The organism is Paenibacillus sp. FSL M7-0802, assembly GCF_038004945.1.
GTDB lineage: Bacteria > Bacillota > Bacilli > Paenibacillales > Paenibacillaceae > Paenibacillus > Paenibacillus polymyxa_B.
The window spans coordinates 3,379,230-3,402,454 of sequence record NZ_JBBOSD010000001.1; the positions used below are offsets into that span (position 1 = coordinate 3,379,230).

At 38.4% G+C, this 23,225-nt stretch carries 20 protein-coding genes; 18 read left to right on the forward strand and 2 right to left on the reverse strand.

Annotation, left to right across the window (positions count from 1 at the left end; translation table 11 throughout):
* Positions 1–7 precede the first annotated feature (7 nt).
* The 8 genes from MHB54_RS15705 to MHB54_RS15740 all read left to right on the forward strand — a co-directional run bounded on the left by MHB54_RS15705 (position 8) and on the right by MHB54_RS15740 (position 6,385).
* Positions 8–451: a flagellar assembly protein FliW gene (locus MHB54_RS15705; RefSeq protein WP_023990671.1), complete on the forward strand. Its 444-nt coding sequence runs from the start codon at positions 8–10 to the stop codon at positions 449–451.
* Entirely contained in the window at positions 451–687 is a 237-nt protein-coding gene (csrA, locus tag MHB54_RS15710; protein WP_023990670.1) for a carbon storage regulator CsrA, read from the forward strand. Before MHB54_RS15705 ends, csrA begins: the two co-directional genes overlap by 1 nt.
* Before the next feature lie 187 nt (positions 688–874).
* Entirely contained in the window at positions 875–1,645 is a 771-nt protein-coding gene (locus tag MHB54_RS15715) for a flagellin N-terminal helical domain-containing protein (RefSeq protein WP_023990669.1), read from the forward strand.
* A gap of 148 nt (positions 1,646–1,793) precedes the next feature.
* On the forward strand, positions 1,794–2,156 hold the full coding sequence (locus tag MHB54_RS15720) for a flagellar protein FlaG (protein WP_023990668.1): 363 nt from the start codon (positions 1,794–1,796) through the stop codon (positions 2,154–2,156).
* Positions 2,157–2,174: 18 nt separating this feature from the next.
* Positions 2,175–3,653, forward strand: coding sequence for a flagellar filament capping protein FliD (gene fliD / locus MHB54_RS15725; protein WP_023990667.1), 1,479 nt, complete (start codon positions 2,175–2,177; stop codon positions 3,651–3,653).
* Positions 3,654–3,687: 34 nt separating this feature from the next.
* Entirely contained in the window at positions 3,688–4,074 is a 387-nt protein-coding gene (fliS, locus tag MHB54_RS15730) for a flagellar export chaperone FliS (RefSeq protein ID WP_023990666.1), read from the forward strand.
* On the forward strand, positions 4,074–4,412 hold the full coding sequence (locus tag MHB54_RS15735; protein ID WP_023990665.1) for a hypothetical protein: 339 nt from the start codon (positions 4,074–4,076) through the stop codon (positions 4,410–4,412). The genes fliS and MHB54_RS15735 overlap by 1 nt, the downstream gene beginning before the upstream one ends.
* A 20-nt stretch (positions 4,413–4,432) precedes the next feature.
* Complete coding sequence (locus tag MHB54_RS15740; RefSeq protein WP_023990664.1) at positions 4,433–6,385, forward strand: glycosyltransferase; 1,953 nt, start codon at positions 4,433–4,435, stop codon at positions 6,383–6,385.
* Positions 6,386–6,454: 69 nt separating this feature from the next.
* Here MHB54_RS15740 and tagD read toward each other — a convergent pair whose 3' ends face one another.
* The gene (tagD, locus tag MHB54_RS15745; protein WP_023990663.1) at positions 6,455–6,847 is read right to left on the reverse strand and encodes a glycerol-3-phosphate cytidylyltransferase; all 393 of its coding nucleotides are present in this window, start codon (positions 6,845–6,847) and stop codon (positions 6,455–6,457) included.
* Between the two features lie 13 nt (positions 6,848–6,860).
* Positions 6,861–8,354, reverse strand: coding sequence for a CDP-glycerol glycerophosphotransferase family protein (locus tag MHB54_RS15750; RefSeq protein ID WP_023990662.1), 1,494 nt, complete (start codon positions 8,352–8,354; stop codon positions 6,861–6,863).
* Between the two features lie 208 nt (positions 8,355–8,562).
* Here MHB54_RS15750 and MHB54_RS15755 point away from each other — a divergent pair, with 208 nt between their 5' ends.
* The 10 genes from MHB54_RS15755 (at position 8,563) to rfbH (ending at position 22,490) form a co-directional block, all read left to right on the forward strand.
* Positions 8,563–9,651 (forward strand): glycosyltransferase family 2 protein, encoded by a 1,089-nt coding sequence (locus MHB54_RS15755; protein WP_048481516.1) that lies wholly within the window; start codon positions 8,563–8,565, stop codon positions 9,649–9,651.
* Between the two features lie 341 nt (positions 9,652–9,992).
* Positions 9,993–12,068: a methyltransferase domain-containing protein gene (locus MHB54_RS15760; RefSeq protein ID WP_023990660.1), complete on the forward strand. Its 2,076-nt coding sequence runs from the start codon at positions 9,993–9,995 to the stop codon at positions 12,066–12,068.
* 21 nt (positions 12,069–12,089) lie between these two features.
* A complete protein-coding gene (locus MHB54_RS15765; protein ID WP_023990659.1) occupies positions 12,090–13,121 on the forward strand; it encodes a glycosyltransferase family 2 protein in 1,032 nt (343 codons plus the stop codon).
* A gap of 263 nt (positions 13,122–13,384) precedes the next feature.
* Positions 13,385–15,508, forward strand: a complete 2,124-nt coding sequence (locus MHB54_RS15770) for a glycosyltransferase (protein ID WP_080751660.1) — start codon at positions 13,385–13,387, stop codon at positions 15,506–15,508.
* Between the two features lie 26 nt (positions 15,509–15,534).
* Positions 15,535–16,527 (forward strand): UDP-N-acetylglucosamine 4,6-dehydratase (inverting), encoded by a 993-nt coding sequence (gene pseB, locus MHB54_RS15775; RefSeq protein WP_023990657.1) that lies wholly within the window; start codon positions 15,535–15,537, stop codon positions 16,525–16,527.
* Positions 16,528–16,538: 11 nt separating this feature from the next.
* Positions 16,539–18,350: a thiamine pyrophosphate-binding protein gene (locus MHB54_RS15780; RefSeq protein ID WP_034095108.1), complete on the forward strand. Its 1,812-nt coding sequence runs from the start codon at positions 16,539–16,541 to the stop codon at positions 18,348–18,350.
* Complete coding sequence (locus tag MHB54_RS15785; RefSeq protein WP_023990655.1) at positions 18,347–19,228, forward strand: NAD-dependent epimerase/dehydratase family protein; 882 nt, start codon at positions 18,347–18,349, stop codon at positions 19,226–19,228. The genes MHB54_RS15780 and MHB54_RS15785 overlap by 4 nt, the downstream gene beginning before the upstream one ends.
* A 70-nt stretch (positions 19,229–19,298) precedes the next feature.
* Positions 19,299–20,078 carry a glucose-1-phosphate cytidylyltransferase gene (gene rfbF, locus MHB54_RS15790; RefSeq protein WP_023990654.1) on the forward strand — a complete coding sequence of 260 codons (780 nt, stop codon included), beginning with the start codon at positions 19,299–19,301 and terminating at the stop codon, positions 20,076–20,078.
* Positions 20,060–21,145, forward strand: coding sequence for a CDP-glucose 4,6-dehydratase (gene rfbG, locus MHB54_RS15795; protein ID WP_200888130.1), 1,086 nt, complete (start codon positions 20,060–20,062; stop codon positions 21,143–21,145). Before rfbF ends, rfbG begins: the two co-directional genes overlap by 19 nt.
* A 1-nt stretch (position 21,146) precedes the next feature.
* Positions 21,147–22,490 carry a lipopolysaccharide biosynthesis protein RfbH gene (gene rfbH / locus MHB54_RS15800; protein WP_023990652.1) on the forward strand — a complete coding sequence of 448 codons (1,344 nt, stop codon included), beginning with the start codon at positions 21,147–21,149 and terminating at the stop codon, positions 22,488–22,490.
* Positions 22,491–23,225: the final 735 nt, after the last annotated feature.

The window sequence follows — 23,225 nt, forward strand, 5'->3', positions numbered from 1 at the left end:
ATAAACAATGACCCTGAAATTAGATGAAAAAAGATGGCTTAATGAAGAATTGGTTTTTGCTTTTCCTAAGGGATTACCTGGTTTTGAGCATTTACGTGAATATAGGCTACAAGAGCATAATGAGCTATTTAGTATTTTGAGCGCTGTGGAAGAGGCAACAGTCACCTTTATTACGGTCAATCCATTTGATTTTGTACCTGATTATGAGTTTGAACTATCCAGTGATGCGCTTGCAGATATTGGTGTAATAGATCGAGAGCAGATTGCAGTTCGCTGTATTGTGACTTGGCATAGTAATAAGGAGAAGATAACAGTCAATTTGCTAGCACCTTTAATTTTCAATGTGGAGAAGTCTATTGGCAAACAGATTGTTTTACAAAATACCGATTATACTACAAGAAGTGCGTTGTGGCAGAAGTTAAGACATAAAGAGCAGGGTGGTGAATCCTGATGCTTGTTTTATCTCGAAAAAAAGGTGAGTCTGTTGTTATCCATAATGATATTGTAATAACCGTGCTTTCCGTTGAAGGAGATAATGTAAAGATAGGTATATCAGCACCCAAAGATATAGATATTTATCGCAAAGAGATTTTTGATGCAATCCAGGATAACAATCAAAACGCAGTTATGGACCTTGAAGCTCTTAAGAATGCCATGTTGGAAATGGGAGAGGGAAGCAATACTTAGTTAAGAAATGAATATGGGCTGCTGATATTGGAAGAATACTAAAGAAAATTTTTAGAATGCTATAAACAATTCTGTGGGAAAGGTCGATATATAATATAGAACGGTAATTCTTCAGGGCGGCCGACCTGTGAAGACGTTCATACCACAAGGATGTGGGCATTAAACCATTTCAGGGAGGAAATTTACAATGATTATCAACCACAATATTCCGGCATTGAATACACACCGCAACATGGGTCTAAACACAAGTGCAACAAGTAAAAATATGGAGAAACTGTCTTCCGGTCTGCGCATTAACCGTGCTGCTGATGACGCTGCTGGCTTGTCCATCTCCGAATCCATGCGCGGTCAAATCCGTGGTCTGGAGCAAGCTCAACGTAACGCTCAAGATGGTATCTCCTTCGTACAAACTGCTGAGGGTGCAATGAACGAAGTATCCTCCATGCTGACTCGTATGAAAGAACTGAATGTTCAAAAATCGAGTGGTACTTACAGCTCCGCTGACAAAACAAACATCAACCAAGAGCTGGAGCAATTGGGTGACCAAATCGATGAAATTATGACTAAAACAACATTTAACGGTATTAGCATCACTAAAGGTGCAAATATTACTGTGAATGACAAAGCTACAAGTACAATTGCTATCGGAAGCATCAGTACTACTGGATTCAGTACGCTTGGTTCCAACACAACACTCGCTCAAGTTGAAACTGCTATTAAAAATGTTTCCTCCGAGCGCGCTAAATTGGGTGCTGTCCAAAACCGTCTGGAGTACACATCCAATAACATTGGTACTACTGTAGAAAACCTGACTGCTGCTGAATCCCGTATCCGTGATACAGATATGGCTAAAGAAATGGTTGCTTTGTCCAAAAACAACATCTTGCTGCAAGCTTCCCAATCGATGCTGGCACAAGCAAACTCTGCTCCACAAGGTATTTTGTCTGTACTTCGTTAATCTATACTTTTTCATTAGAAGAGACCTTGATTTCCAAGGTCTCTTTTTTGTTATTCCCTTCATAAATAACTCTTAATTTCCGATATAAACAGTATAAGAAACTATAAAATGCTCTTGATGATGTTTCAGCACGTAGGGAGGGTAAATTGTGGATAATAGTATTTCGGGTTTTGGTCCAGTTCCAGAACAAGCGAAATTTATTTCGCCCAAGGTTAGCTCTGATGAATCATCAATTACAGCCATAAATCAGCAAAACGTCAACCAATCAATTGAAAGACTGTCTGGAGAAGAGGAAAAAGCTCTCCAGCAGTTAGAAAAGGCGATTAGAGCTGTGCAGGGGCCGGAAAAGAAGTTTGAGATTTCCATTCACAAGGAGACTCACGCAATTATGATTAAAGTATTCGACAAACAGACAGGCGATCTAATTCGAGAAGTCCCACGTGAAAAGCTTCTTGATGTAGCAGCGAACTTCATGGAAATGAACGGACTTATTATTGATAAAAAAGCTTAATAACTTAGGAGGATTAGTATGACATTAAGAATTGGCGGCTTGGCTTCTGGTATGGATATTGATTCAATGGTCAAAAAGTTAATGACTACAGAAAATATTCCATTAAATAAGTTGAATCAGCAAAAGCAACAGACAGAGTGGAAGCGTGACGGATATCGTCAAGTAAGCACAAAGTTAGTGAGTTTTAATGAAAAATTAACAAATTTCAGCTTAAGCAGCGCTATTGATTCAAAGAAAGCTACTGTTACAGGTGCTTCTAATGTTCTAACTGCAACAGCTACAGGTGCATCTGCAAACTCTGTATTAAATGTTAAGGTAACAAATTTAGCATCTGCATCTAATGTTGTATCTTCTGGAGGGACGGTAAGTGCCACTCCAGGTTCAACAAAGTTATCAGATATATACACGGGTGCAGAGACCAGTATTATCGTTGGGTCTGATACCATAAGTTTTACATCTGATGACACTATTGATTCGTTGGTGTCCAAAATTAATAAAAGTACAAAAGCGGGAGTTACAGCTGTATATGATGCTTCCTCGGGGAAAATTTCCTTGACCAACAAAGAAACTGGAAATAAAGACATTATATTAGGAGGAGAACTGCTTGAACAAAGCTTTGGTTTGAAGTCGGCTAACGTAGTGAAAGGTAAAAATGCAGTTGTTGAAATTAACGGACTAGCAACAGAGCAGACATCAAACCGTTTCACAGTTAATGGTGTCGAGATCAGTTTGAATGGGACTACTCCGACAGGCCAGTCGACACAAATTGAGGTTTCACAGGATGTTGACACGCTTGTGAATACGATTAAGTCTTTTGTGGAGGCCTATAATGATACTTTGTCTACACTTAATCAAAAGACAAGTGAAGAGCGGTATCGTAAATTTTTACCGTTAACCACAGATCAAAAGAAAGATATGAGCGATGATGAAGTGAAGCTCTGGGAAAGTAAAGCCCAAAGCGGAATGTTAAAAAATGATTCCATTGTAGATAAAACAATTAGTGATATGAGATCGGCGATCATATCAGATGTGATTCTTCCAAACGGAGAAAAGGTGAATTTAGCTCAGTTTGGTATTACAACTGGTGGATATAGTGAGAAAGGGAAGCTGTATGTGGATGAGAAAAAGCTACGCACAGCTCTTGAAACTACGCCAGATAAAGTGACCGCATTATTTGGACAAGTTGATGCGTCTTCTACCAAAAATTATACGTCAACAGACGGCATTTTCAGTCGGTTAAAGAAAACGGATCAAGTATCTCTGCAAAGCTTGGCAGATAAAGCGGGAACATCCAAAATTAGCAGCGATCTGTCTGCTGCGTTTCAACCAAAAAGTGAAATGGGCGATCAATTAACAGCTTATGAAAAGCGAATTGATGCCTTACAAGACAGATTGACGATGATTGAAAATCGCTATTATCAACAGTTCACAGCTATGGAGACGGCCATGAATAAATACAATAGTACCTCGTCAAGTCTTTCAAGTATGTTATCTTAATGAATTAATTCTTATTTAAAGGAGAGATCAAGCTTTGATTAATTCACCTTATCAAAAATATCAACAAACTCAATTGCAAACGGCTTCTCCGGCTCAACTACTATTGATGCTTTATGATGGTGCTATTCGTTTTGTGCGTATGGGGATATCTGGTATTGAGGAATCGAATTACGAAAAATCAAATATAAATTTGTGTAAAGCACAAGCTGTTATTAATGAACTGATTGCTGCTCTTAACTATGATTATCAAATTGCTAAGACACTTTTTCAGGTGTATGAATACATGCTACACCGATTGATTAACGCCAATTTAAAGAAGGATAAGGCGCCAGCCAACGAAGTTTTGTCTTATTTGTTAGAGTTAAGAGGGGCTTGGGAAGAAGCTGGTAAATCACTTAATCTTGGCATGGAGCAGGCTTAATGAACACTATTCATCGCGAAATACAAGAATTAGAATCTAGTGTTTTAGAAATAGTGGATAAAATTGATCAGGTACAATATGAAGAGTTGGTTGCTTTTACTGATAAAAGAGAAAGATTGATTGAGAATATTATGAAGTTCAAAAATGTTCTTACCCAGGAAGAAAAAGAAAAGTTAAGGGAATTAGGCAAGTTTGATGCAGGTATTCTAAAGAAAATGAACCGACTGAAAGTAGAAGCAAGCCAATGGCTTCTTAAGCAAGGGACTATTCAAGAACAGAAATCAGCATACAATGCAAGTTATACGCCGGACAGCTTGTTTTTTGATCGTAAGAATTAACAAATAAGGTTGGTAGAGTAATGAAGAGACTTAGTGTATGTATGATTGTTAAGGATGAAGAGGTCTTGCTGGCACGTTGTTTAGATAGTATAAAGTCTATTGCTGATGAGATTGTCATCGTCGATACAGGCTCTACAGACAGAACAAAAAAGGTTGCACAAGAATATACTCATCTAATCTTTGATTATAAATGGTCCAATGATTTTGCTGCAGCACGGAATGAATCCATCCGGCATGCCACTGGGAAATGGATTTTAGTGATGGACGCGGATGAATATCTGTCGTTAGATGACTATAATGAATGGAATCATTTTCTTGATAGAGAGATACCTGTGGAAAATTTGGCATATACGCTGCCTATTATCAATTTTACGGGGGAAAAAGAGTTTCAGGATGAAATAACGACCTCCCCCGTAACACGGTTGTTTCCTAATTATAAAGGCATATTTTTTGAAAGGCCGATCCACGAGCAGTTGACTAGGGGCTCATCAAAAGAGTTATTTCATAAAAAGTTGGAATTAAATATATATCATACAGGCTATCAGGAACAACGAGTTGTTGAAAAGAATAAACATGAACGTAATATGTCCATTTTTAATGAAATGAAGAAGCACCAAAACATGAGTGAATATGACTGGTTTACATTGGGAAACCAATATCGTTACGCTAAAAATGAAGTTGAAGCTACGGATTGCTACGAGCGTGCTCTTAAAGGAACTAGTTCTAAAGTAGCTTGGTATCCGCATTGTTTAATTGGGCTTATAAGTTTGTATTATAAACAGGATAGGCTCCATTTATCGTGGAAATGGACTGAAGATAAGTTATCCTTATTCGAGGACTATTCGGAGTACTATGCAATTAAAGGAATCCATTATGAAACCTTAGGTTTTTTTGAACAAGCGATCTCCTGTTATTTAAAGGCGATAAGTATAGCTGAAGAAAGAGCTGCTAACCAAAAAGAGTTTTGGTTGGTGGATCCAATGTATAGTTTTGAAACCCCAGTTCAGCAGTTGATATCTTTATATTTCCGTTTAAATGATAATCAGCAGGCAATCTACTGGCTTTCCATACTTTTGAATAAAAATAATAAACATCCTAGGGTTCTATTGCGTTTAATCGAATGGCTTTGTCAAAATGAAAGTGAGAACACCATCATTGAATTTCTTAATCAGCACTTCAATGTAGAAAAAAAATCAGATATTACACTAATCTACAAAGTTTCGCTGGCATTAGGACAGGACCAAATGGCATCGTACTATCTTAGTTTTTTGAAAGACGATGACTCCCTAACCAATTCAGATCACATACGAATCGCTGTGATGAAGCAGAATAAAGAAAGCTGGGAAGAAGCCTGCTCTGCTGTGAAAAAGGTAACTGAGGGAGATAAGCAACAATTATGGATACAAACTGTACTTGGTTCCTTAATATGGAGTGATATTAGATTCCTAAATAGTAACTATTTTGGTGAGGATGAAGATATCCAGAGTGTGAATGTATTGATTTCTCAGATTATTAAGGGAGAGCAAATTGATGATTCACAAATGCTAATAGAATATTCGGGCTCGTTATTTTTGGTAGCCAAACAGCTCTTTCTCATAAAGAATTATGAACTTTTTGATAACTTTGTACAGGCTGTAAAAAGCGCAGAGCTTATCAATATGTTGGCTAATTATTTTTATGGTTTAAATTTGATTGAAATGGCTATGAACTATTACTCAGTCCTATTAGTGGAACGACAATTAGATGCCACAAGCTTGGAAAATTTGGCTTTTTATCATCTCAATCATGGTCATTATGATGAAGCCAAAGAATTTCTTGAAGAGCTTGTAGAATTGCAACCTAAAGCTAGACATCTGTACTACTTCTTGATTCGTAGCGCAGGACAGCACGAGAAGAAGTTGTATATTGATAAATTTATCTCAGAATTTCCTGACTTTTCGAGCATTTCTTTTGTTAGAGAATTCATAAATTAAGAAATTAAACAGACAGCGCGTACCTATTCTTCATAGGTACGCGCTGTCTGTTTAAAGAGTGAACTGATACTAAATGGAGTTTTGCAGACTGTCTTTGATTGAAGTCGTAGAAATATCGGGTGTACGTGCTAAATAAATAACTTCGCAATAAGCTTTTAAATCATCAAATTTTCCCTTCCAATCATCGCCCATTACAAAAGTATGGATATGAAGGTTTGAAATATCAGATGCTTTTTGCTCCCAACAGTGTTCCGGGATAACAGCATCTACATACTTGATAGCTTCAAGCATCATTTTTCGTTTGTGATAAGGAAAATAAGCTGCCTTTCCTTTAATTGTATTAAATTCATCTGTAGAAAGGGCTACAGTGAGGTGATCACCAAGGGCGCGGGCTCTTTGAAATAAAAGAATGTGACCATAGTGAAGTAGATCGAACGTTCCATATGTGATTACTTTTTTCAAGGTTACCCCCCCTTTATGAACCAGAAGATAGTGTCGAAAGTTTCTCAAGAAGTAATGAAGTCAACTTGGGTTGAGTACTTTGATCTAATGCCTTTTGATAATGAATTAGAGCAGAAGTCTTATCTCCTATCCACTCATATACATATCCCATATTATAAATCAGATCCTCGTCCCATGGAAACGCCCGATGTCCTATCTCGAAAGTTTCTATTGCCTCTTGTGGGTTGTTATTTAACAAGTGGAGCATACCATTCATCGCATAGATTTCTGAGTCTGCAGCATTGTCTTCGAGATACTGCTGTATAGCTTGATTGGCTTGTGCAATTTCTCCAAGTTCAATCATTTCGTTAATTTTGGCTTTAATTTGACTCTGTAACTGTTTATGTTTATAAAAGATTTCTCTGTTTTGTTGAATGACCTCACGATGCTCCTCAATATATTGATCAACGAGCTCCCATATACGTGATGCCGAATGATGATCTTGGTATTTGTGGCACAATGTCAAGATGGTGCTTCTTTCTTGCTTGTACCAGTCTGGTTCGACCAGGAAACGACTTATAGTATCCTGTAATTCATGCTGGGTAGTTGCTTTTGGCCCTGGAGTCCAAAAATCGTAAGGTTCAAATAGGAAACCTCGATTTCCTTTGTATTCCTCCAAATCGGTTGGTAAGAACAAAATCGGACGCTCCAGCAAGAGATAATCAATATAGACAGAAGAATAATCAGTAATGAGTATATCGGCAGAGCCTAGAATATCATAGAGGTCCATACCATTTTGTGATAGCAGGTTGTCATTCAAAATAATGATATGCTCAGATGACAGAGCATTTAATTCTTCTGTAAAATATTTTTCCTCAAAAGGATGCAGCTTTACAACAAGTGTTATATCGTTTTCTTCTAAAAACTCTATAAAATTTTGTTGATGCATCTCAGAAAAACCAAAAATATTACTGAAATTTTTCCCCCCTTCGAGTTTATCAGGAGTCACAAAGGATTTGCGAAATGTCGGCATGAAAAATATGACAGAACCTGTGTCCATATTGATTTTAGGGAAAAGATTTTCTAAATTTTTTTTAGAGTGGGGGGAGAACAAGGCGTCATTTCTAGGTAGTCCCGTGATTCGATATTGGCTGATGTTCCCTCCATTACAAGCGTTCATGGCTGTATTATAGAGAGAAGAGTAGGACATAATCATGTCCATTTTGGCCCAATGCTCATGAATATGTGTGTCTGAAATTTCTTCTTGTTTGTCCATTTTAGCCATACCCTTTAGTGGAAATCCATGCCACATGTCTATGTTGATCTTATCGTAATTTGAAGAATACTCACCATGTGTTGTAATATACACGTCACTATGGTCAATATATCGGTTATATAATGCCTGTCTATCTGTTAAAAGTTCAATTTCATATTTGGCAAGCAGTTCTTTTGTAGCGGCATGATAAAGATAATAGTTATTAGAACCTGAGGATGACAGGTGAAACATAGTAATTTTAATTTTATCCATATAAATATTGGGTCCCTTCTTATGGCGATTTTTAGACCTTTATATTATTTATCGGTTAGAAAGTGGTGCGCATAAAGCTATTATATATTGGAAAAACATTCATTCTACATATTTGTTAAGAAGACTCTTAAGATATGAAGTGAAAACCGATAATAAGTTTATACGAGCAAATTTGGTTTTTACATTATAAAGTTAAAGAGGATCACATATGAAACCTACTATTTCTTTAGTCATGATTGTCAAAAATGAGGCTAGAACTTTAAAACGTTGTTTGGAGAGCGCAGTGAAATATGTGAATGAAATTGTTATTGTTGATACTGGGTCTATGGACAATACTAAACATATCGCTCAAGAATTCGACGCTAGAATTATAGACTATGTATGGAAGAATGACTTTGCAGATGCAAGGAATTTTGCCCTGGAACATTCCTCGGGAGACTGGAATTTAATATTAGATGCCGACGAATATATAGCTAATGATTGCCATGAAGTCATTCAGAACTTTATTAATCAAAATCAACTTTTAATAGGAAAAGTAAAAAGAACTGACAAGTTTATGGGGACAGATGGAGTTAATTATGAACAAATATACATATCAAGGATATTCCCTGCTCATTGCAGGTATAAGGGGAAAATTCATGAGCAAATTGAATCTAATCTTCCGCGAATACAACTGGAAATAGAAATCCAACATGATGGTTATTTTCAACAGACAAAAAGTGACCGAAATATACCTATCTTAAAATTAGCTATCGAAGAAAATCCGAATGATCCTTATTATCATTTCCACATTGCTAAAGAATATCGTGGATTAGAGGATCATCATCAAGCCCTTATTCATCTAAAGCGAGCCTATATGTCCATGACCGGGGTTGAGGGATATGCCCCTAACATTATTGTTAATCTTTTGTATGCCATGATTGCAACAGGTCATTTGGAAGAGGGACTGCCATTAGTTCAGAACCATCAGGATTTTTTGTCCAATAATGCGGATTTTTATTTTGTATCTGCTTTGTATCTTCTTGAGCTTATTTTAAGTAGTCCCGAGGAGTATAGCGGATTAATCTCTTCAATAGAGCAATTTTATAAGAAAGCGTTGGAAATTGGGGAGACAGGGAATGAAGGAAGTGTACTGGGCACTGGAAGTTTTGCAGCTCACCATAATCTAGGCGTGTTCTATGAAGTCATAGGTAATTTGGCAAAAGCTAGAGTGCAATATATGAAGGCATCAGCTTATGGTTATGAGCCTTCTATAGCACGATTGAGAGAGTTTAGGAGTTTAGATGGCGTGAAATAGTATGTGAAAGGAACGGGGAGTCTAGTAACTGACAAAAAGTAGGCAACCTTGGGATTGCGAATTCACCAAGAAAAGTATCTCTCAGCCAAAGATATATAACAATAGAACCGACGGCAGGAAAAACTGAATATGATAGGGGGGAGCAGGGGGGCTCTGTCCCTTAAAAAACTATTCATTCCCATCGGATATCCTACAATCCCTTAAAGATAGTTACACAAATTTCTTGACGCTACCGAATAATTAAACCATGATGTATCTAAAAGAGTATTTTGTCGAAATTATGTCGAAAAAGCAAAGAAAAACCGATGATTAAGATATTAACGAGTATGAAGGAGTCCTCCATGCAAAAGACTAGTGTAATACTTAACGCAGCACCCTATGATCAAGATTATCTAGCTGCTTCAATAGATAATATACGCAAATTTACCGAACGAGGAACCTATGAACTAATTGTCGTCGAGCATGGAGGTTCTTTCAAGATAAAAGAGTGGCTCGCAGATCAGACTGATATCATCACTTTGTTTCACGATAGTCTCTTAACCGAAGGCCAAGCATGGAACAGAGGTATTGAGATAGCCTCTGGCAATAGTGTTTTGCTATTACATAGTGACACACTGGTGACGGAATATTGGTTGGATTATATGATCCCATCCTTATACCAGAATGATGATATAGCAGGTGTAGGACCTATGTCCAATCATGCTGCAGGTGATCAAGCCTTAGAGGTTACCTATGACTCCAAGGAAGGTATGCTCCAATTCGGACGTAACTGTAATCGGAGCTTCGGTTTGAAGCAGCAGCTTACATTAGCAGGATTCTGCCTGTTTTTAAAAAAGGATGTTATAAGCTCCATTGGTCCGTTTCATGAGCAGCTTCAAGGTCATGAGTTGACTGTGGATTACTGTCTGAGAATTGCACAAGCAAACTACAGATTAATGGTTTGTACTAATGTATTTGTTCATCATTATAGAGTTGAGAAAAACAGCGAACCGCATTCCAGCAGAACATTTAAAGCAAAATGGGGCATTAGCGCACAAGAAGTGCAATCTATTCCGGAATTCAGAGCTGTTTTGCCAGTTGACGTTTCCGGCGTTGTTCGCATTCTGGTAGTTGAATGCGGTTATGGAGGAACATTGCTTAGCTTGTATCACTCTCTTCCTGAAGCAGAGATACATGGAGTGGAATTGAACTCGACAGCGAGAGAGATAAGTCAAGGAATGTTCCCTGATTCAATCACTATATCAAGTACACTGCAAGACTATAAATCTGAGCAAGAGTCTTTCGATTACATTTTCCTGAACACAACCTGCAATATACAGGAAACATTAGAGCATTGCCATCGTTTGTTGAAACCAAGCGGCGGACTGCTTGTGAATCTTCCAAACGTTTATCATTACTCGACTATAGCCAGCCTGATGAACGGTGTAGAGCTTGGGCAGCATCAACTCACTGACTGGAGTGTTGATAGTCTTACTGTGCTGTTAGATAGTGCAGGTTTTGAAATAAGCACTACTGAAGTTGTCAAAGATCAAACACCTCCTGAAGAACAGGCTTTTATAAATGGCTTAAAACGCATCAGTTCAGGGGAATTGTCAAAACATATTGAGGTACGCCGCTTCCTGATTTCGGCGAAGAAAGCGCCTGATTCTGCAATTCTACATGAGCGATTCAATCGGTTATTTCAAAGCCCAGATGAAGAGCTTGTTGAAGAGATATTGCAAAGTTCCTCAAGCACAATCTTGAAGGCAATTAATACGTATGATGGACCTATTGTTCCGTTGTTGAATTATCTTGCAATCTCATATTATGAGCGGAACGGGATGAAGCAAGTATTCCCACTATTGTCTAGGGCTCACGAGCTTGCTCCAGAAGATCCAACTACCCTTCTTAACCTGGGGACCGTATATTATGGCGCTGGGGATGATGAAAAAGCACTATATTGGCTCGAAAGAATTCAGGAGAAGAATGAGCAGATTAAGGGTTGGATTGAGGAACTTCAAGAAATCGTATCACTAAAGGCCGATAGGCACAAATGGTTAAAATTCTTAATTTTAAGAGTAGAACACAATGTTCAAAGAAGTGAAGCTCTTCAGGAGATAACAAAGCTTTTTACAAGTACTATTACAATTGAAGAGGTTGGAGATGTTATTCAGAACAACGTATTTGATAAATCTAATACGACTGCTATTTTTGTCAATTACTTCTTTGAACAAGGCCATTATGAGGCTACCATCCATCTATTAAATCTTTCATTGTTGTTTAACGAAGACAAAGATTACACCAATTATCTTATCGCATCACTGTATTATACATTAGGAGATTGGGAGAAATCGCTTAATGCTTTAGGAAATGTAGAACAAGAGAACGAGCAGGTTAGGAATTTACGAGATAAAATTACTACATTAAAACAGGAGTAGATTTTAAGAACGGGGGATATAATGCAAACATCAGATATTCTAATAACGGTTATTGTACCAATGTATAATGCAGAAGAGTTTTTGGAATATACACTAGAATCCTTGATGAATCAGACAATGTTTAGAAATATTGAAATCTTGTTAATTGATGATTGCTCCACCGACAAAACTTATACAATAGCTGAGAGTTATGAACAACAATATCCTCAGTTTACGTTGGTAAGGCAGGAATATAACAGAGGTGTGTCAGCTGCCAGAAATCTAGGCTTAGAACAGTCAAAAGGGCAGTATATTTTCTTTTTAGATTCCGACGATACTATCTCTAATAACACATTAGAGATAATGTACCAAGCCGCTCAAGAGAAAAAAGTCGATATTATTACAGGTATATATAAACGATTTGATAGTAAGAGTGAGAGTGTTTCGAATATTTTTAATCAATTCCCTGATTTGTTAGAAGAAGGATACAAATCCATCTATGATCAACCTCAGTTGCTTTGTTCGGTTTATAGCTGCGGCAAGCTATACAAAAGAGAAATTTTAGAGCAAATTAGATATGGGGAGGACTTAAACTATTGTGAGGATCATGTATTTACATTAAGTGCTCTGTTATCTGCTGATAGGATATATAACTTACCTGGTGCAGTTTATAATTACAGAATAAGAGATTTAGAGACGGAGTCCCTATCTCAGTCAGTATATAAAGATCCAGTGAAAAATATGAAGTACCTCATTGAAGTGCTAGAGAGACTTAAATTTGTATTCAGTACAAAAATACAAAATTACGAAAAAAGAAATGAACTATTTAGTGTGTATCTTACAAGAGTTATTCACTGGAACATATGGACTGTTATTAGTCATGGACTCTTATCTACAAAATTAGCTATCAGACACAATACAATTGAATTATATTTGCAGTGGTTCAATAGCATCGAGCATTACTGGAAAAAATCAAACGCGAGTGATTTTGATGTTTTAAAATACAAAATATTGCAAATATCTACGGTTTTGGATGAAAAGTCTGTTAAGCTATGTCATCAACTTATAAAATGAAGATTAATGTAGGTCATGGGTTATGGATGTATTATTAAAGAACTCTGGCTTTTGGGTTGTTTTCAGGATTTCCAGATACATCTCAGCCGAAGGGACAGTTTCACTTGTTTTGCAAATCTGATATGTAGTAAAAATTGTAATGATTAATGCCGATAGTAACTGTAGTAGCATGTGGCGGGGTAATATATGACAAGTACTGGATACTATTTAAATTTTTATAATAATAGTATGTATCTCCTAATCTTAGATTGGATGGAGCTAAAATGATGGATTCAGAAAATGCTGTGGCGAAAATGAAAGGGTTTATAGAGGCTGGAAATTTAGGGGACGCATTAGAAATTATGAGTTCTCTTGATGAAGGGATGTTCTCTGACCCAGAATTTATTAATGCCAAAGCTATACTATTCTTAGCTATGGGACAGCCGAAAGAGGCGGAAGATGCCTTGATAGATGGTATATCCAAGCATCAAGAGTGTGGGGAACTATACTACAATTTGGGTTGTGTTTATTTTGATTGTGAGCTTTTTGTTGAAAGTGCACTTTGCTTTGCTGCATATTGTCGTTTTGCAATAAACTCCTCAAAAGACACTAATGAAAGAGTGAAAATAATTGAGGATAAGATGAAGCGGATTTCGAAACTTTATGTTGTATTCAACAGTTTCAGATCAGCTGAAAACCGAGATTTTATTTTTATTACTGAAAAGCCATTTGAGGAAGATATGACATTTTTGTTGTTGATTTTCATCTTGGGTAAGTGGGGGAACCGAATTTTTTACCTTGTTGAATCAGTTGAAGTTAATGTCCAGGGGTTTCCCGAAATAAGTGATGTTATGAGAGTTGTCTTCGATAATATAGAGAATAAAGATGGAATTCATCTCATTCGACCAGTAATACTTCAATCCGAAACTAATAAGTTGGATACTACTCCGTATGTTATTCAGAAAATAACGGATGAATTTAGTCTTAATCGGCATTGTGATGTTATTTGTCGTTCCCAAGTACTAGATAGTATTGAGGATGCTGACAGTGTTGATGGCATAGGTAATCGGTTTGAAATCATTTTCTCTCCATATGACCATAAAATGGTAGGTGTATTATCTTACGGATTATTTGGGGACTTCTACAATACTTTAAACAGGCTCTATAATGTTAATGTTTCTAAAGATTGGGTAGCCTCTTCTTTACTAATCAGCATTGTGGTTCCAACTCGGAACAATTCAGAAACATTAGAATATACGCTGAAAACATGCCTTTACGATCAAGGCGACGATTTTGAGATTGTTATTAGTGATAACAGTTCGCCGGGTAACGATGATACGCTGCAACTTGTTCAGAGATTGAATGATCCGCGTATCAAGTACTTCCGTCCTGAGCGAGAATTGCAACTTAAAGAAAATTTCGAATATGCATATTGTCAAGCTCAGGGGGAATTTATATTCTCAATTGGATCAGATGACGCTGTGTTACAGAGCGGATTGGCCACATTGCGAAAGATACTAAAAGAGTTTCCAGATGAAGAGGTAATCATGTGGGATCGACTGTTATATTTTTGGCCTGGTGGAGATCGGGGCAGAGAAGATCAGTTATTTATTCCGACTACTTCCTATAGGGCGGATGATGTTAGGTATGGATACATTGATAGTAATGCTTATCTTCAAGCTACCCTAGATTTGGATATATCCATGTACTTGCTTCCAATGTTCTACATTAATTCTGGGTTTCGACGAAGTTATTTGCAAAGATTAATAGAGAAGACTGGAAAATTTCTTGATGGAGATTCACAAGACATTTATATGGGATTAATAAACTATGCGTTAAACGATCAATTGCTTTATATTCAGCACCCGATAACAATTGCTGGGATGTCCTCCAATAGCACTGGTTTCCAAACCACAAAAATGCTTCAGTCTAGCGATGCAATAAAAGATTATAAGGAAAAAAACAAACAATTTGCTACCAATAGGATTTATAATACAAAAGTGTTTCCTCTTCTAGGGTTCTCTGATAAATGGTTATTGTTTAATCAATTCGCTAAAATATGCCACAAAAAGATAAGTCCAAAGTTTAATTTACAACGGTTGGATTGGAAATTGGCATATTCTTCATGTGTTGATTCTCTATCGGCAACAGATCCTAGTTTTAAAGAAAGACTTATTGAATACGAAGTTTCGGCAGCAACTCTTGAAGACGAAGAGTTCACAAAATGGTTCAAAGAAACCTATTCTGAGAATGCCGACTTTAAAGGAAAATTTTACCTAAATGAGACAGGAAAGGAATATTATCGAGGAGTTCAAAAAAGCGGTTCGTTAGTCTTGGACGCATCCCTTTTCGAAGTTGAAAATGTGCACGCTGCCTGCCAATTATTTTATAAACTATTCTCTATTTAATAATCGATACAGTTAGGATGATACAAATGCTGAATGATAAAGTAGTATTGATAACCGGAGGGACAGGTACTTTTGGACAATATTTTACTGAATTTCTATTGAATAACTATAAACCAAAAAAAATTATTATTTTTTCTCGGGATGAGTACAAGCAATTCTTAATGAAGAGTAAGTTTAAAGAATATACAGATATTCTAAGATTTTTTATTGGTGATGTCCGTGACGTAGATCGGCTAATGCGAGCATTTGACGGAGTGGACTATGTTATTCATGCAGCTGCCATGAAACAAGTTCCTGCTTGTGAGTACAACCCAATTGAAGCTATTAAAACAAACATTAACGGTGCAACGAATGTTATTGATGCGGCTTTGGATCGCAATGTAAAGAAGGTCGTAGCTCTCTCGACTGATAAAGCAGTTAACCCAATAAACTTGTATGGCGGCACAAAATTGGTGTCTGATAAGCTGTTCATTTCTGCTAATGCCTACACAGGCGGGACAAGAAGTTCGTTTTCGGTAGTACGTTATGGCAATGTTGCAGGAAGCCGTGGATCAGTCATTCCATTTTTCGAAGAGCTTTTGAGTAATGGCACTTTCACTCTTCCAATTACAGATTTTCAAATGACCAGGTTCTGGATAAGTCTAGAACGCGGGGTAGAGCTTGTAATGACTGCTTTGGAGAATTCTCGCGGTGGGGAAACTTATGTTTCTAAAATCCCCTCTTTTAAAATTACTGACTTGGCCAAAGCCATGGCTCCGACTCATGAATTGCAACAGGTAGGGATTCGTGAAGGGGAGAAAATGCACGAAGTAATGATTACCTCTGAAGATTCCGCTCATACCTATGAATATGACGAATTTTTCGTTATATATCCAAACATGGATTGGTGGATCTATGACGAGAGTAACTATATTCCTGGTGGAAGAAAAGTTTCCCCGGGGTTCGAATACAATTCTGGTACCAACACTGAGTGGCTTACAGTAAAACAATTATCCGAGCTGGTAGCACGGATGGATTAAGGAGAATTTTCATGATAAAGCTTTCTGATTATGTAATTCAATTCATTGAAAACACCGGAGTGAAGGATATTTTCCTCATTTCCGGTGGAGGAATGATGCATTTGCTAGACTCGGCCGAACGATCCGCGTCTTTAAACATTATTTGTAATTTGAATGAACAAGCTACGTCCATCTGCGCAGACAGCTATTCCCAATATACAAATAATTTAGGAGTATGTCTCTTAACAACTGGGCCTGGGGGAACCAATGCTGTAACAGGTGTAACAGCCTCGTATCTTGACTCCAACCCAGTACTAGTCATCTCCGGACAGGCAAAATCAACTGATTTAGTAGGGGATACAGGTGTGCGTCAGGTGGGCGCTCAGGAAGTGGATGTTGTTTCCATTGCCAAACCGATAACAAAGTATGCTGAAATTGTATTAGACAAGCAAAGTATACGCTATCATTTAGAGAAGGCGCTCTTTTTAGCAACTAATGGGCGTCGCGGCCCTGTATGGATTGATATTCCTCTAGATATACAGGGGGCCTTAATAGATGAGACCACACTGTATGGATTTAACCCTGAAGAAGAGGGTTATAACAGCAGATTTAATACCACCGATGGGATGCAAATTTCTAGAATTTTCGATTTGTTGAACACAGCTAAGCGACCAGCTTTTTTGATTGGACATGGCTTGGTCGCTTCGGGTATTGCCGATGAATTTGAAGAACTCGTTCGTAGTCTAGGAATCCCAGTCCTCGCATCATGGAGGGCGAAAGGGGTATTTTCCGATTCCGACTCCTTATATTTTGGCCATCCAGGTTCGCCCGGAACTCGTTATTCCAATTACATCTTACAAAATACTGATGTTTTGATTGTAATAGGAGCACGTTTGAATGCCGCCATGACTGCTTACAACCTTAAAAACTTTGCGCCTAATGCTAAAAAAGTGGTTGTTGATATTGATGAACACGAAATTAATCGGCTATCAATTCCACTTTCAGAGACTTTATCGGTGGATGCCTCTTCTTTTGTACGTGCAATGCATAGTCAAATTCAGCTTTACGATAAGCCCGATCTAACCACTTGGCTCTCTTATTGTTATGAAATGCGTGAGAAATATCAGCTGCTAGAAGAAGCTCAACCCTCTAAAGGCGATAGATATGTAGATGGATATAGACTCGGTTACGAGATTAGCCGGCGTTGTTCACAAGATGATATTATAGTCGGATCTTCATCGGGACGCACTTGTGGTATTTCTCATATGTCTTTTAATGTTCAAAAAGGGCAGAAATTTATTACTTCAATGGGTTTGGGTTCAATGGGCTTTACTTTACCTTCTGCAATTGCCTCTTCCATTGCCGGAGGTAAGAAAAGGACAATTGCTTTAGAAGGGGACGGAAGCTTGCAGCACAACCTTCAAGAGCTTCAGCTCATATCCACCTATGAACTTCCGATTAAGCTATTTGTATTGAACAATGGTGGTTACGCCTCTATTTATATTATGCAACGAAACCATTTTAAGTCTAATTACTCAGCCTGCACGCCAGAGACATTGCTTGAGTTCCCTGCTGCTGACAAAATAGCTGATTTGTACGGTTTGGATTACTACCGAATTGATACCAACGATAGATTGGACGAGATTCTTGACCAAGTGATGAAGGACGATCGCCCTGTTTTATGCGAGGTGATGGGAAGCATCGAATTTGATGAAATTCCTAAAGCGATGACTAAAGTTAATGAAGATGGGTCCTTAATATCTTCTTCTCTTGAGGATCTGTATCCTTTTCTTTCCCCTGATGAGGTTCGCGAAAATATGAGATTTGTAGTAAATGAAAAATGAAGCGAGTCTGGATTACAGGGGCAGGCCCAAACGGTTTCATAGGGCGGAATTTGAAGGAGCATTTGGAGCAAAGTAAACAGGTTTTCATAACGTCAAGTACAGAATTGGATTTGTGTGATCTGGATCAAGTCAGACGATTTATTGATAAAAACCAAATCGAATGCGTTGTTCACGCGGCGACATTTACTAAGCGATCCTTTGCCCCAGAAGCTGAACTGGATGCGAATTTAAAAATGTTTTATAACCTCCAGTTCTGTCATGATCAATTGGATAAAATTATTTATTTTGGCTCTGGAGCTGAATATGATAAGCGTTACGATATAAATTTGATTACAGAGGATGAGATAGGACGTAGTATTCCTGTTAATGCATATGGATTTGGTAAATATATTATGAATCATGCTGCCCAAACGTCCAAGAATATATATAATTTAAGGCTTTTCGGTGTGTATGGTAAGTATGAAAATTGGAGAACAACATTTATCTCAAATTTATGTTGTAAAGCTATGTTCAATTTGCCACTTTCTATCCGACAGGATTGCTCATTTGATTTTCTGTATATTGAAGATTTATTTTCAGTAGTAGATTGGTTCCTGGAGCATTCACCTGATTTTCATGACTATAACGTGTGTACATCTGCTCCATACGATCTCTCTGAAATCGCAAGGATGGTCTTGGATGCTTCAGGTAAAGACCTACCCGTAGTTGTCTTGAATGAAGGCCGAAATCTGACGTATACCGGTGCGAATAAAAGACTTCGAGAGCAAATGTCGAATTTCTCTTCTCGCAGTCTGCAAAGTGGTATTGAATTGCTGTATAACTGGTACCTTCAGAATCGTGAATTCATTGATTACAATGTACTTGCTCAGACAAAATAGATTCTTTGCAGGGATACAATCCATTGCAGCATAGCTTGCTGAGGACAATGAATCGAGAAGGGGTGGCTGAATGAAGGTTGTATTATTGGCCGGAGGCCTAGGCACAAGAATCAGTGAAGAATCTCATTTGAAGCCAAAACCGATGATAGAGATCGGCGGGAAACCCATCCTATGGCATATTATGAAGATTTATTCTGGGTTTGGTTTCAATGATTTTGTAATTTGTCTTGGATATAAAGGTTATGTGATCAAAGAATTCTTCTCTAACTATTATCTCCATATGTCAGATGTTACGTTCGACTTCTCTAATAATAATAGCATGACTATTCATAATAATAATGTAGAGCCCTGGAGAGTAACATTAGTCGATACCGGATTTGAGACTCAAACTGCTGGTAGAATCAAAAAGATACAAAAGTATGTGCAGGGAGAAAGGTTCTTTCTTACCTACGGTGATGGTGTAAGTGACATTAACCTAAATTTGTTGCTTGAAGAACATGAAAAGTCTGGGAAGATCGCAACCCTAACAACTGTTAAACCTGCGGGTAGATTTGGATTGCTGGAGATTAGTGAGGATAATACGGTCGATAACTTTCAGGAGAAAGCTATCGAGAATACCGCATGGATTAATGGTGGGTTTATGGTGCTGGAGCCCCAGGTGTTTGATTATATAAGTGAAGACGACAAGGAAGTTTTTGAGAAAGAGCCACTGAATAACTTGGCCCATGATAGTCAACTCCATGCGTATAAGCATCATGGATTTTGGCAGTGTATGGATACGCAGAGAGATAAGTTTGCCTTAGAAGATTTGTGGAAAGAGGAGCATCCTCCATGGAAGATTTGGATATGAATCTGGAAGTGTTTGAGTTCTATCGTGGTAAAAAAGTATTCGTAACGGGCCACACAGGATTTAAGGGGAGCTGGTTATGTCGTATCTTGCTTAATGCAGGGGCTACCGTTATTGGATATTCGTTAGAGCCTGAAGATAAAGGTTTGTATAACTTGTTACAGTTGTCTGAAAAAGTAGAAAGCTATATAGGGGATATTCAAGATATCGAGTTACTTGGTAATACGGTATCAAAGATTCGGCCCGATATCGTTTTCCATTTAGCAGCTCAACCGCTTGTTCTACAGTCTTATCTTGATCCTGTTGGGACATTCCACACTAATATTATGGGGACTGTAAACATATTAGAGGCAGTTCGACACTGTGATTCTGTACGTTCCACGGTTAATATCACCACAGATAAGGTATATGAAAACAAAGAATTTTTATGGGCCTATCGTGAAAATGAAAACCTCTGCGGGCTTGATCCCTATTCTAATAGTAAGTCTTGTAGTGAGCTAGTTACTTTCAGTTACCAAAATTCGTTCTTTTGTGCCAATGACAGTAGTGCCCTATCCACGGCGCGTTCGGGGAATGTCATTGGAGGTGGCGATTTTGCCAATGATCGTATTATCCCTGATTGTTTTCGTGCAGCTAGTGAGGGGAAGCCTGTGGTCGTACGTTCCCCTCATTCGATAAGACCTTATCAGCATGTCTTAGACTGTCTTAGTGGATACTTACTACTTGCAAAAAAACAATATGAAGATAAAGAACGATTCGAGGGAAGCTACAATTTTGGGCCTTCTGACGATAATTGCTTGACTACGGGCGAGTTAGTTGGTCAGTTCTGCCATTATTGGGGGGATAATCTGACTTGGTTCACGCGGAGTAACAGTGAGCATCATGAGGCTACGTACTTGAAAATTGACAGCACGAAGGCGAGAACCATCCTTAATTGGAGGCAAAAGTGGGTAATCTCAGAGGCAGTTGACCAAACTGTAAGCTGGTACAGACATTTCCTCAATGAAAGGAATACTATTACAGTCTTCACGGATACCCAAATATCGGACTTTTACAGGAGTGTAACTTAAAATGGCAGATGACTTGAGGAATCAAATATTAGCTTTGGTTAGTGATTATTATAATGAGCATCACAAACCTAAAGATTCATATACTCCTGGAGATCGTATTCCTTACGCGGGACGCGTTTTCGATCAGGAAGATATGATGAATCTTGTTGACTCTTCACTTGATTTTTGGCTGACCGCTGGCAGATATACCGATGAGTTTGAGGAGAGCCTTGCAAGCTATGTGGGTGTACGGTTTTGCTCGCTTGTCAACTCAGGTTCCTCAGCTAACCTAGTAGCTTTTATGGCACTTACCTCGCCAAGGCTGGGAGATCGGGCCATTCGTCGTGGGGATGAAGTTATTACAGTTGCTGCTGGTTTTCCCACTACAGTATCTCCAATTATTCAATTTGGGGCAGTACCCGTTTTTGTGGATGTGAACATACCGCAGTATAACATTGATTGTAGCCAGTTGGAGGCTGCGTTATCGGATAGAACGAAAGCTGTAATGATTGCACATACACTTGGAAATCCTTTTAATGTTTCAGAAATTCGAAAATTTTGCGATAAACATAAGCTATGGCTCATTGAAGATAACTGTGATGCTTTGGGAACTGAATATGAAATGGACGGGCAGTGGAGAAAGACAGGCTCTTTTGGTGATATTGCTACATCCAGCTTCTACCCTCCTCATCATATTACAATGGGGGAAGGTGGTGCAGTATACACGAAGAGTGGTTTACTGCATAAAATAATTCGGTCATTTCGCGATTGGGGTCGTGATTGCTGGTGTGACCCGGGAGTAGACAATACTTGTGGGCGTCGTTTTAGTGGACAATATGGGGAGCTTCCCTGTGGGTATGACCATAAATATGTGTATTCCCATTTTGGATACAATCTGAAGGTAACCGATATGCAGGCGGCTATTGGCTGCACTCAGTTGAAAAAACTCCCGGCATTCGTGGAGTCGAGAAGAAAGAATTGGGAGTATCTGCACTCACTGCTTTTAGATTGTCAAGACAAAATCATTTTGCCCGAACCTGTGGAAAATTCAAAACCAAGCTGGTTTGGATTTTTGATTACGGTGAGAGAAGGAATAAGCAGGAACGAACTTGTTCGTTATCTCGAGGAGCAAGGGATTCAAACTCGTATGTTGTTCGCAGGAAACTTATTGAAACACCCTTGTTTTGATGAGATGAGAAAAGAAGGCAAGGGCTACCGTGTGGTAGGCCACCTTACGCAAACCAACCGAATCATGGACAACACCTTCTGGATTGGCGTCTATCCGGGCATGACCAATAAGATGATAGACTACATGGCAAACAAAATAAAACAATTTTTACATGAGCATCCTGTGGATGTTGTATAGACCATGAGAGTTGTAATACGAGCGTGTGCCTCTCTTCTTATGGGTACTGGCCATATAATGAGATGTCTCACTCTGGCTGGACAACTCCGTTTAAGAAAACATGAAGTGATATTGTCTGTAGTGTAGAGACCACTAGGGTAATATGATCGATTTTATTAGAAGTAAAGGCTAAGAAGTACTGCCTAAACAAGCGGGTTTTACCTACAGTGATCGTTGTGGAATCGATGAGAAGCAGTTCCTAGGGGGAGTCCAGTTTCCGACGAGTTTCCCGATTCGATTTACAGACGAGCAGTTCAAAGAGTTCGTTAAAAACCGTAAACGGAACTTCCGCTGCTTTGGTGGAAAACCGAGAATAATGAACCACGGGCAAGCCACTGGATATCGCACAGTCAACCCCTGAGCGATATCTACCTTCTTGTTCGTACGCATCCAAGCACCAGTATTGCGCTAAATGTTATAATGTGAACTTTCGAGCATGATCTTCGTACCCGATCAGTTGAGCAACCGTTTCGACTTCTTCTGAAGTCAGTACGGATTGAAGGATTGGCGTAATCGTGATGGTATTTTTCGTGAGATCGTCTCTTTCTTAAATCGCTTGGTGGTACAAACGATTTTACAGAAAAGATGGTCTTTTTTACTATTTTCAAGTTAGTTATTCGGCTTGCAGGGTTTAATCTGAAGGAGAACAGCCCTGGAAAGAAGAAGGGGCAAGTCCACCATCACCAAGCGTGAACG

Bases quoted from the DNA above. Each gene is read 5' to 3' on its own strand.
- MHB54_RS15705 (WP_023990671.1), top strand. From the start codon at position 8: ATGACCCTGAAATTAGATGAAAAAAGATGGCTTAATGAAGAATTGGTT.
- csrA (WP_023990670.1), top strand. From the start codon at position 451: ATGCTTGTTTTATCTCGAAAAAAAGGTGAGTCTGTTGTTATCCATAAT.
- MHB54_RS15715 (WP_023990669.1), top strand. From the start codon at position 875: ATGATTATCAACCACAATATTCCGGCATTGAATACACACCGCAACATG.
- fliD (WP_023990667.1), top strand. From the start codon at position 2,175: ATGACATTAAGAATTGGCGGCTTGGCTTCTGGTATGGATATTGATTCA.
- MHB54_RS15735 (WP_023990665.1), top strand. From the start codon at position 4,074: ATGAACACTATTCATCGCGAAATACAAGAATTAGAATCTAGTGTTTTA.
- MHB54_RS15740 (WP_023990664.1), top strand. From the start codon at position 4,433: ATGAAGAGACTTAGTGTATGTATGATTGTTAAGGATGAAGAGGTCTTG.
- MHB54_RS15750 (WP_023990662.1), bottom strand. From the start codon at position 8,354: ATGGATAAAATTAAAATTACTATGTTTCACCTGTCATCCTCAGGTTCT.
- MHB54_RS15755 (WP_048481516.1), top strand. From the start codon at position 8,563: ATGAAACCTACTATTTCTTTAGTCATGATTGTCAAAAATGAGGCTAGA.
- MHB54_RS15760 (WP_023990660.1), top strand. From the start codon at position 9,993: ATGCAAAAGACTAGTGTAATACTTAACGCAGCACCCTATGATCAAGAT.
- MHB54_RS15765 (WP_023990659.1), top strand. From the start codon at position 12,090: ATGCAAACATCAGATATTCTAATAACGGTTATTGTACCAATGTATAAT.
- MHB54_RS15770 (WP_080751660.1), top strand. From the start codon at position 13,385: ATGATGGATTCAGAAAATGCTGTGGCGAAAATGAAAGGGTTTATAGAG.
- pseB (WP_023990657.1), top strand. From the start codon at position 15,535: ATGCTGAATGATAAAGTAGTATTGATAACCGGAGGGACAGGTACTTTT.
- MHB54_RS15780 (WP_034095108.1), top strand. From the start codon at position 16,539: ATGATAAAGCTTTCTGATTATGTAATTCAATTCATTGAAAACACCGGA.
- MHB54_RS15785 (WP_023990655.1), top strand. From the start codon at position 18,347: ATGAAGCGAGTCTGGATTACAGGGGCAGGCCCAAACGGTTTCATAGGG.
- rfbF (WP_023990654.1), top strand. From the start codon at position 19,299: ATGAAGGTTGTATTATTGGCCGGAGGCCTAGGCACAAGAATCAGTGAA.
- rfbG (WP_200888130.1), top strand. From the start codon at position 20,060: ATGGAAGATTTGGATATGAATCTGGAAGTGTTTGAGTTCTATCGTGGT.
- rfbH (WP_023990652.1), top strand. From the start codon at position 21,147: ATGGCAGATGACTTGAGGAATCAAATATTAGCTTTGGTTAGTGATTAT.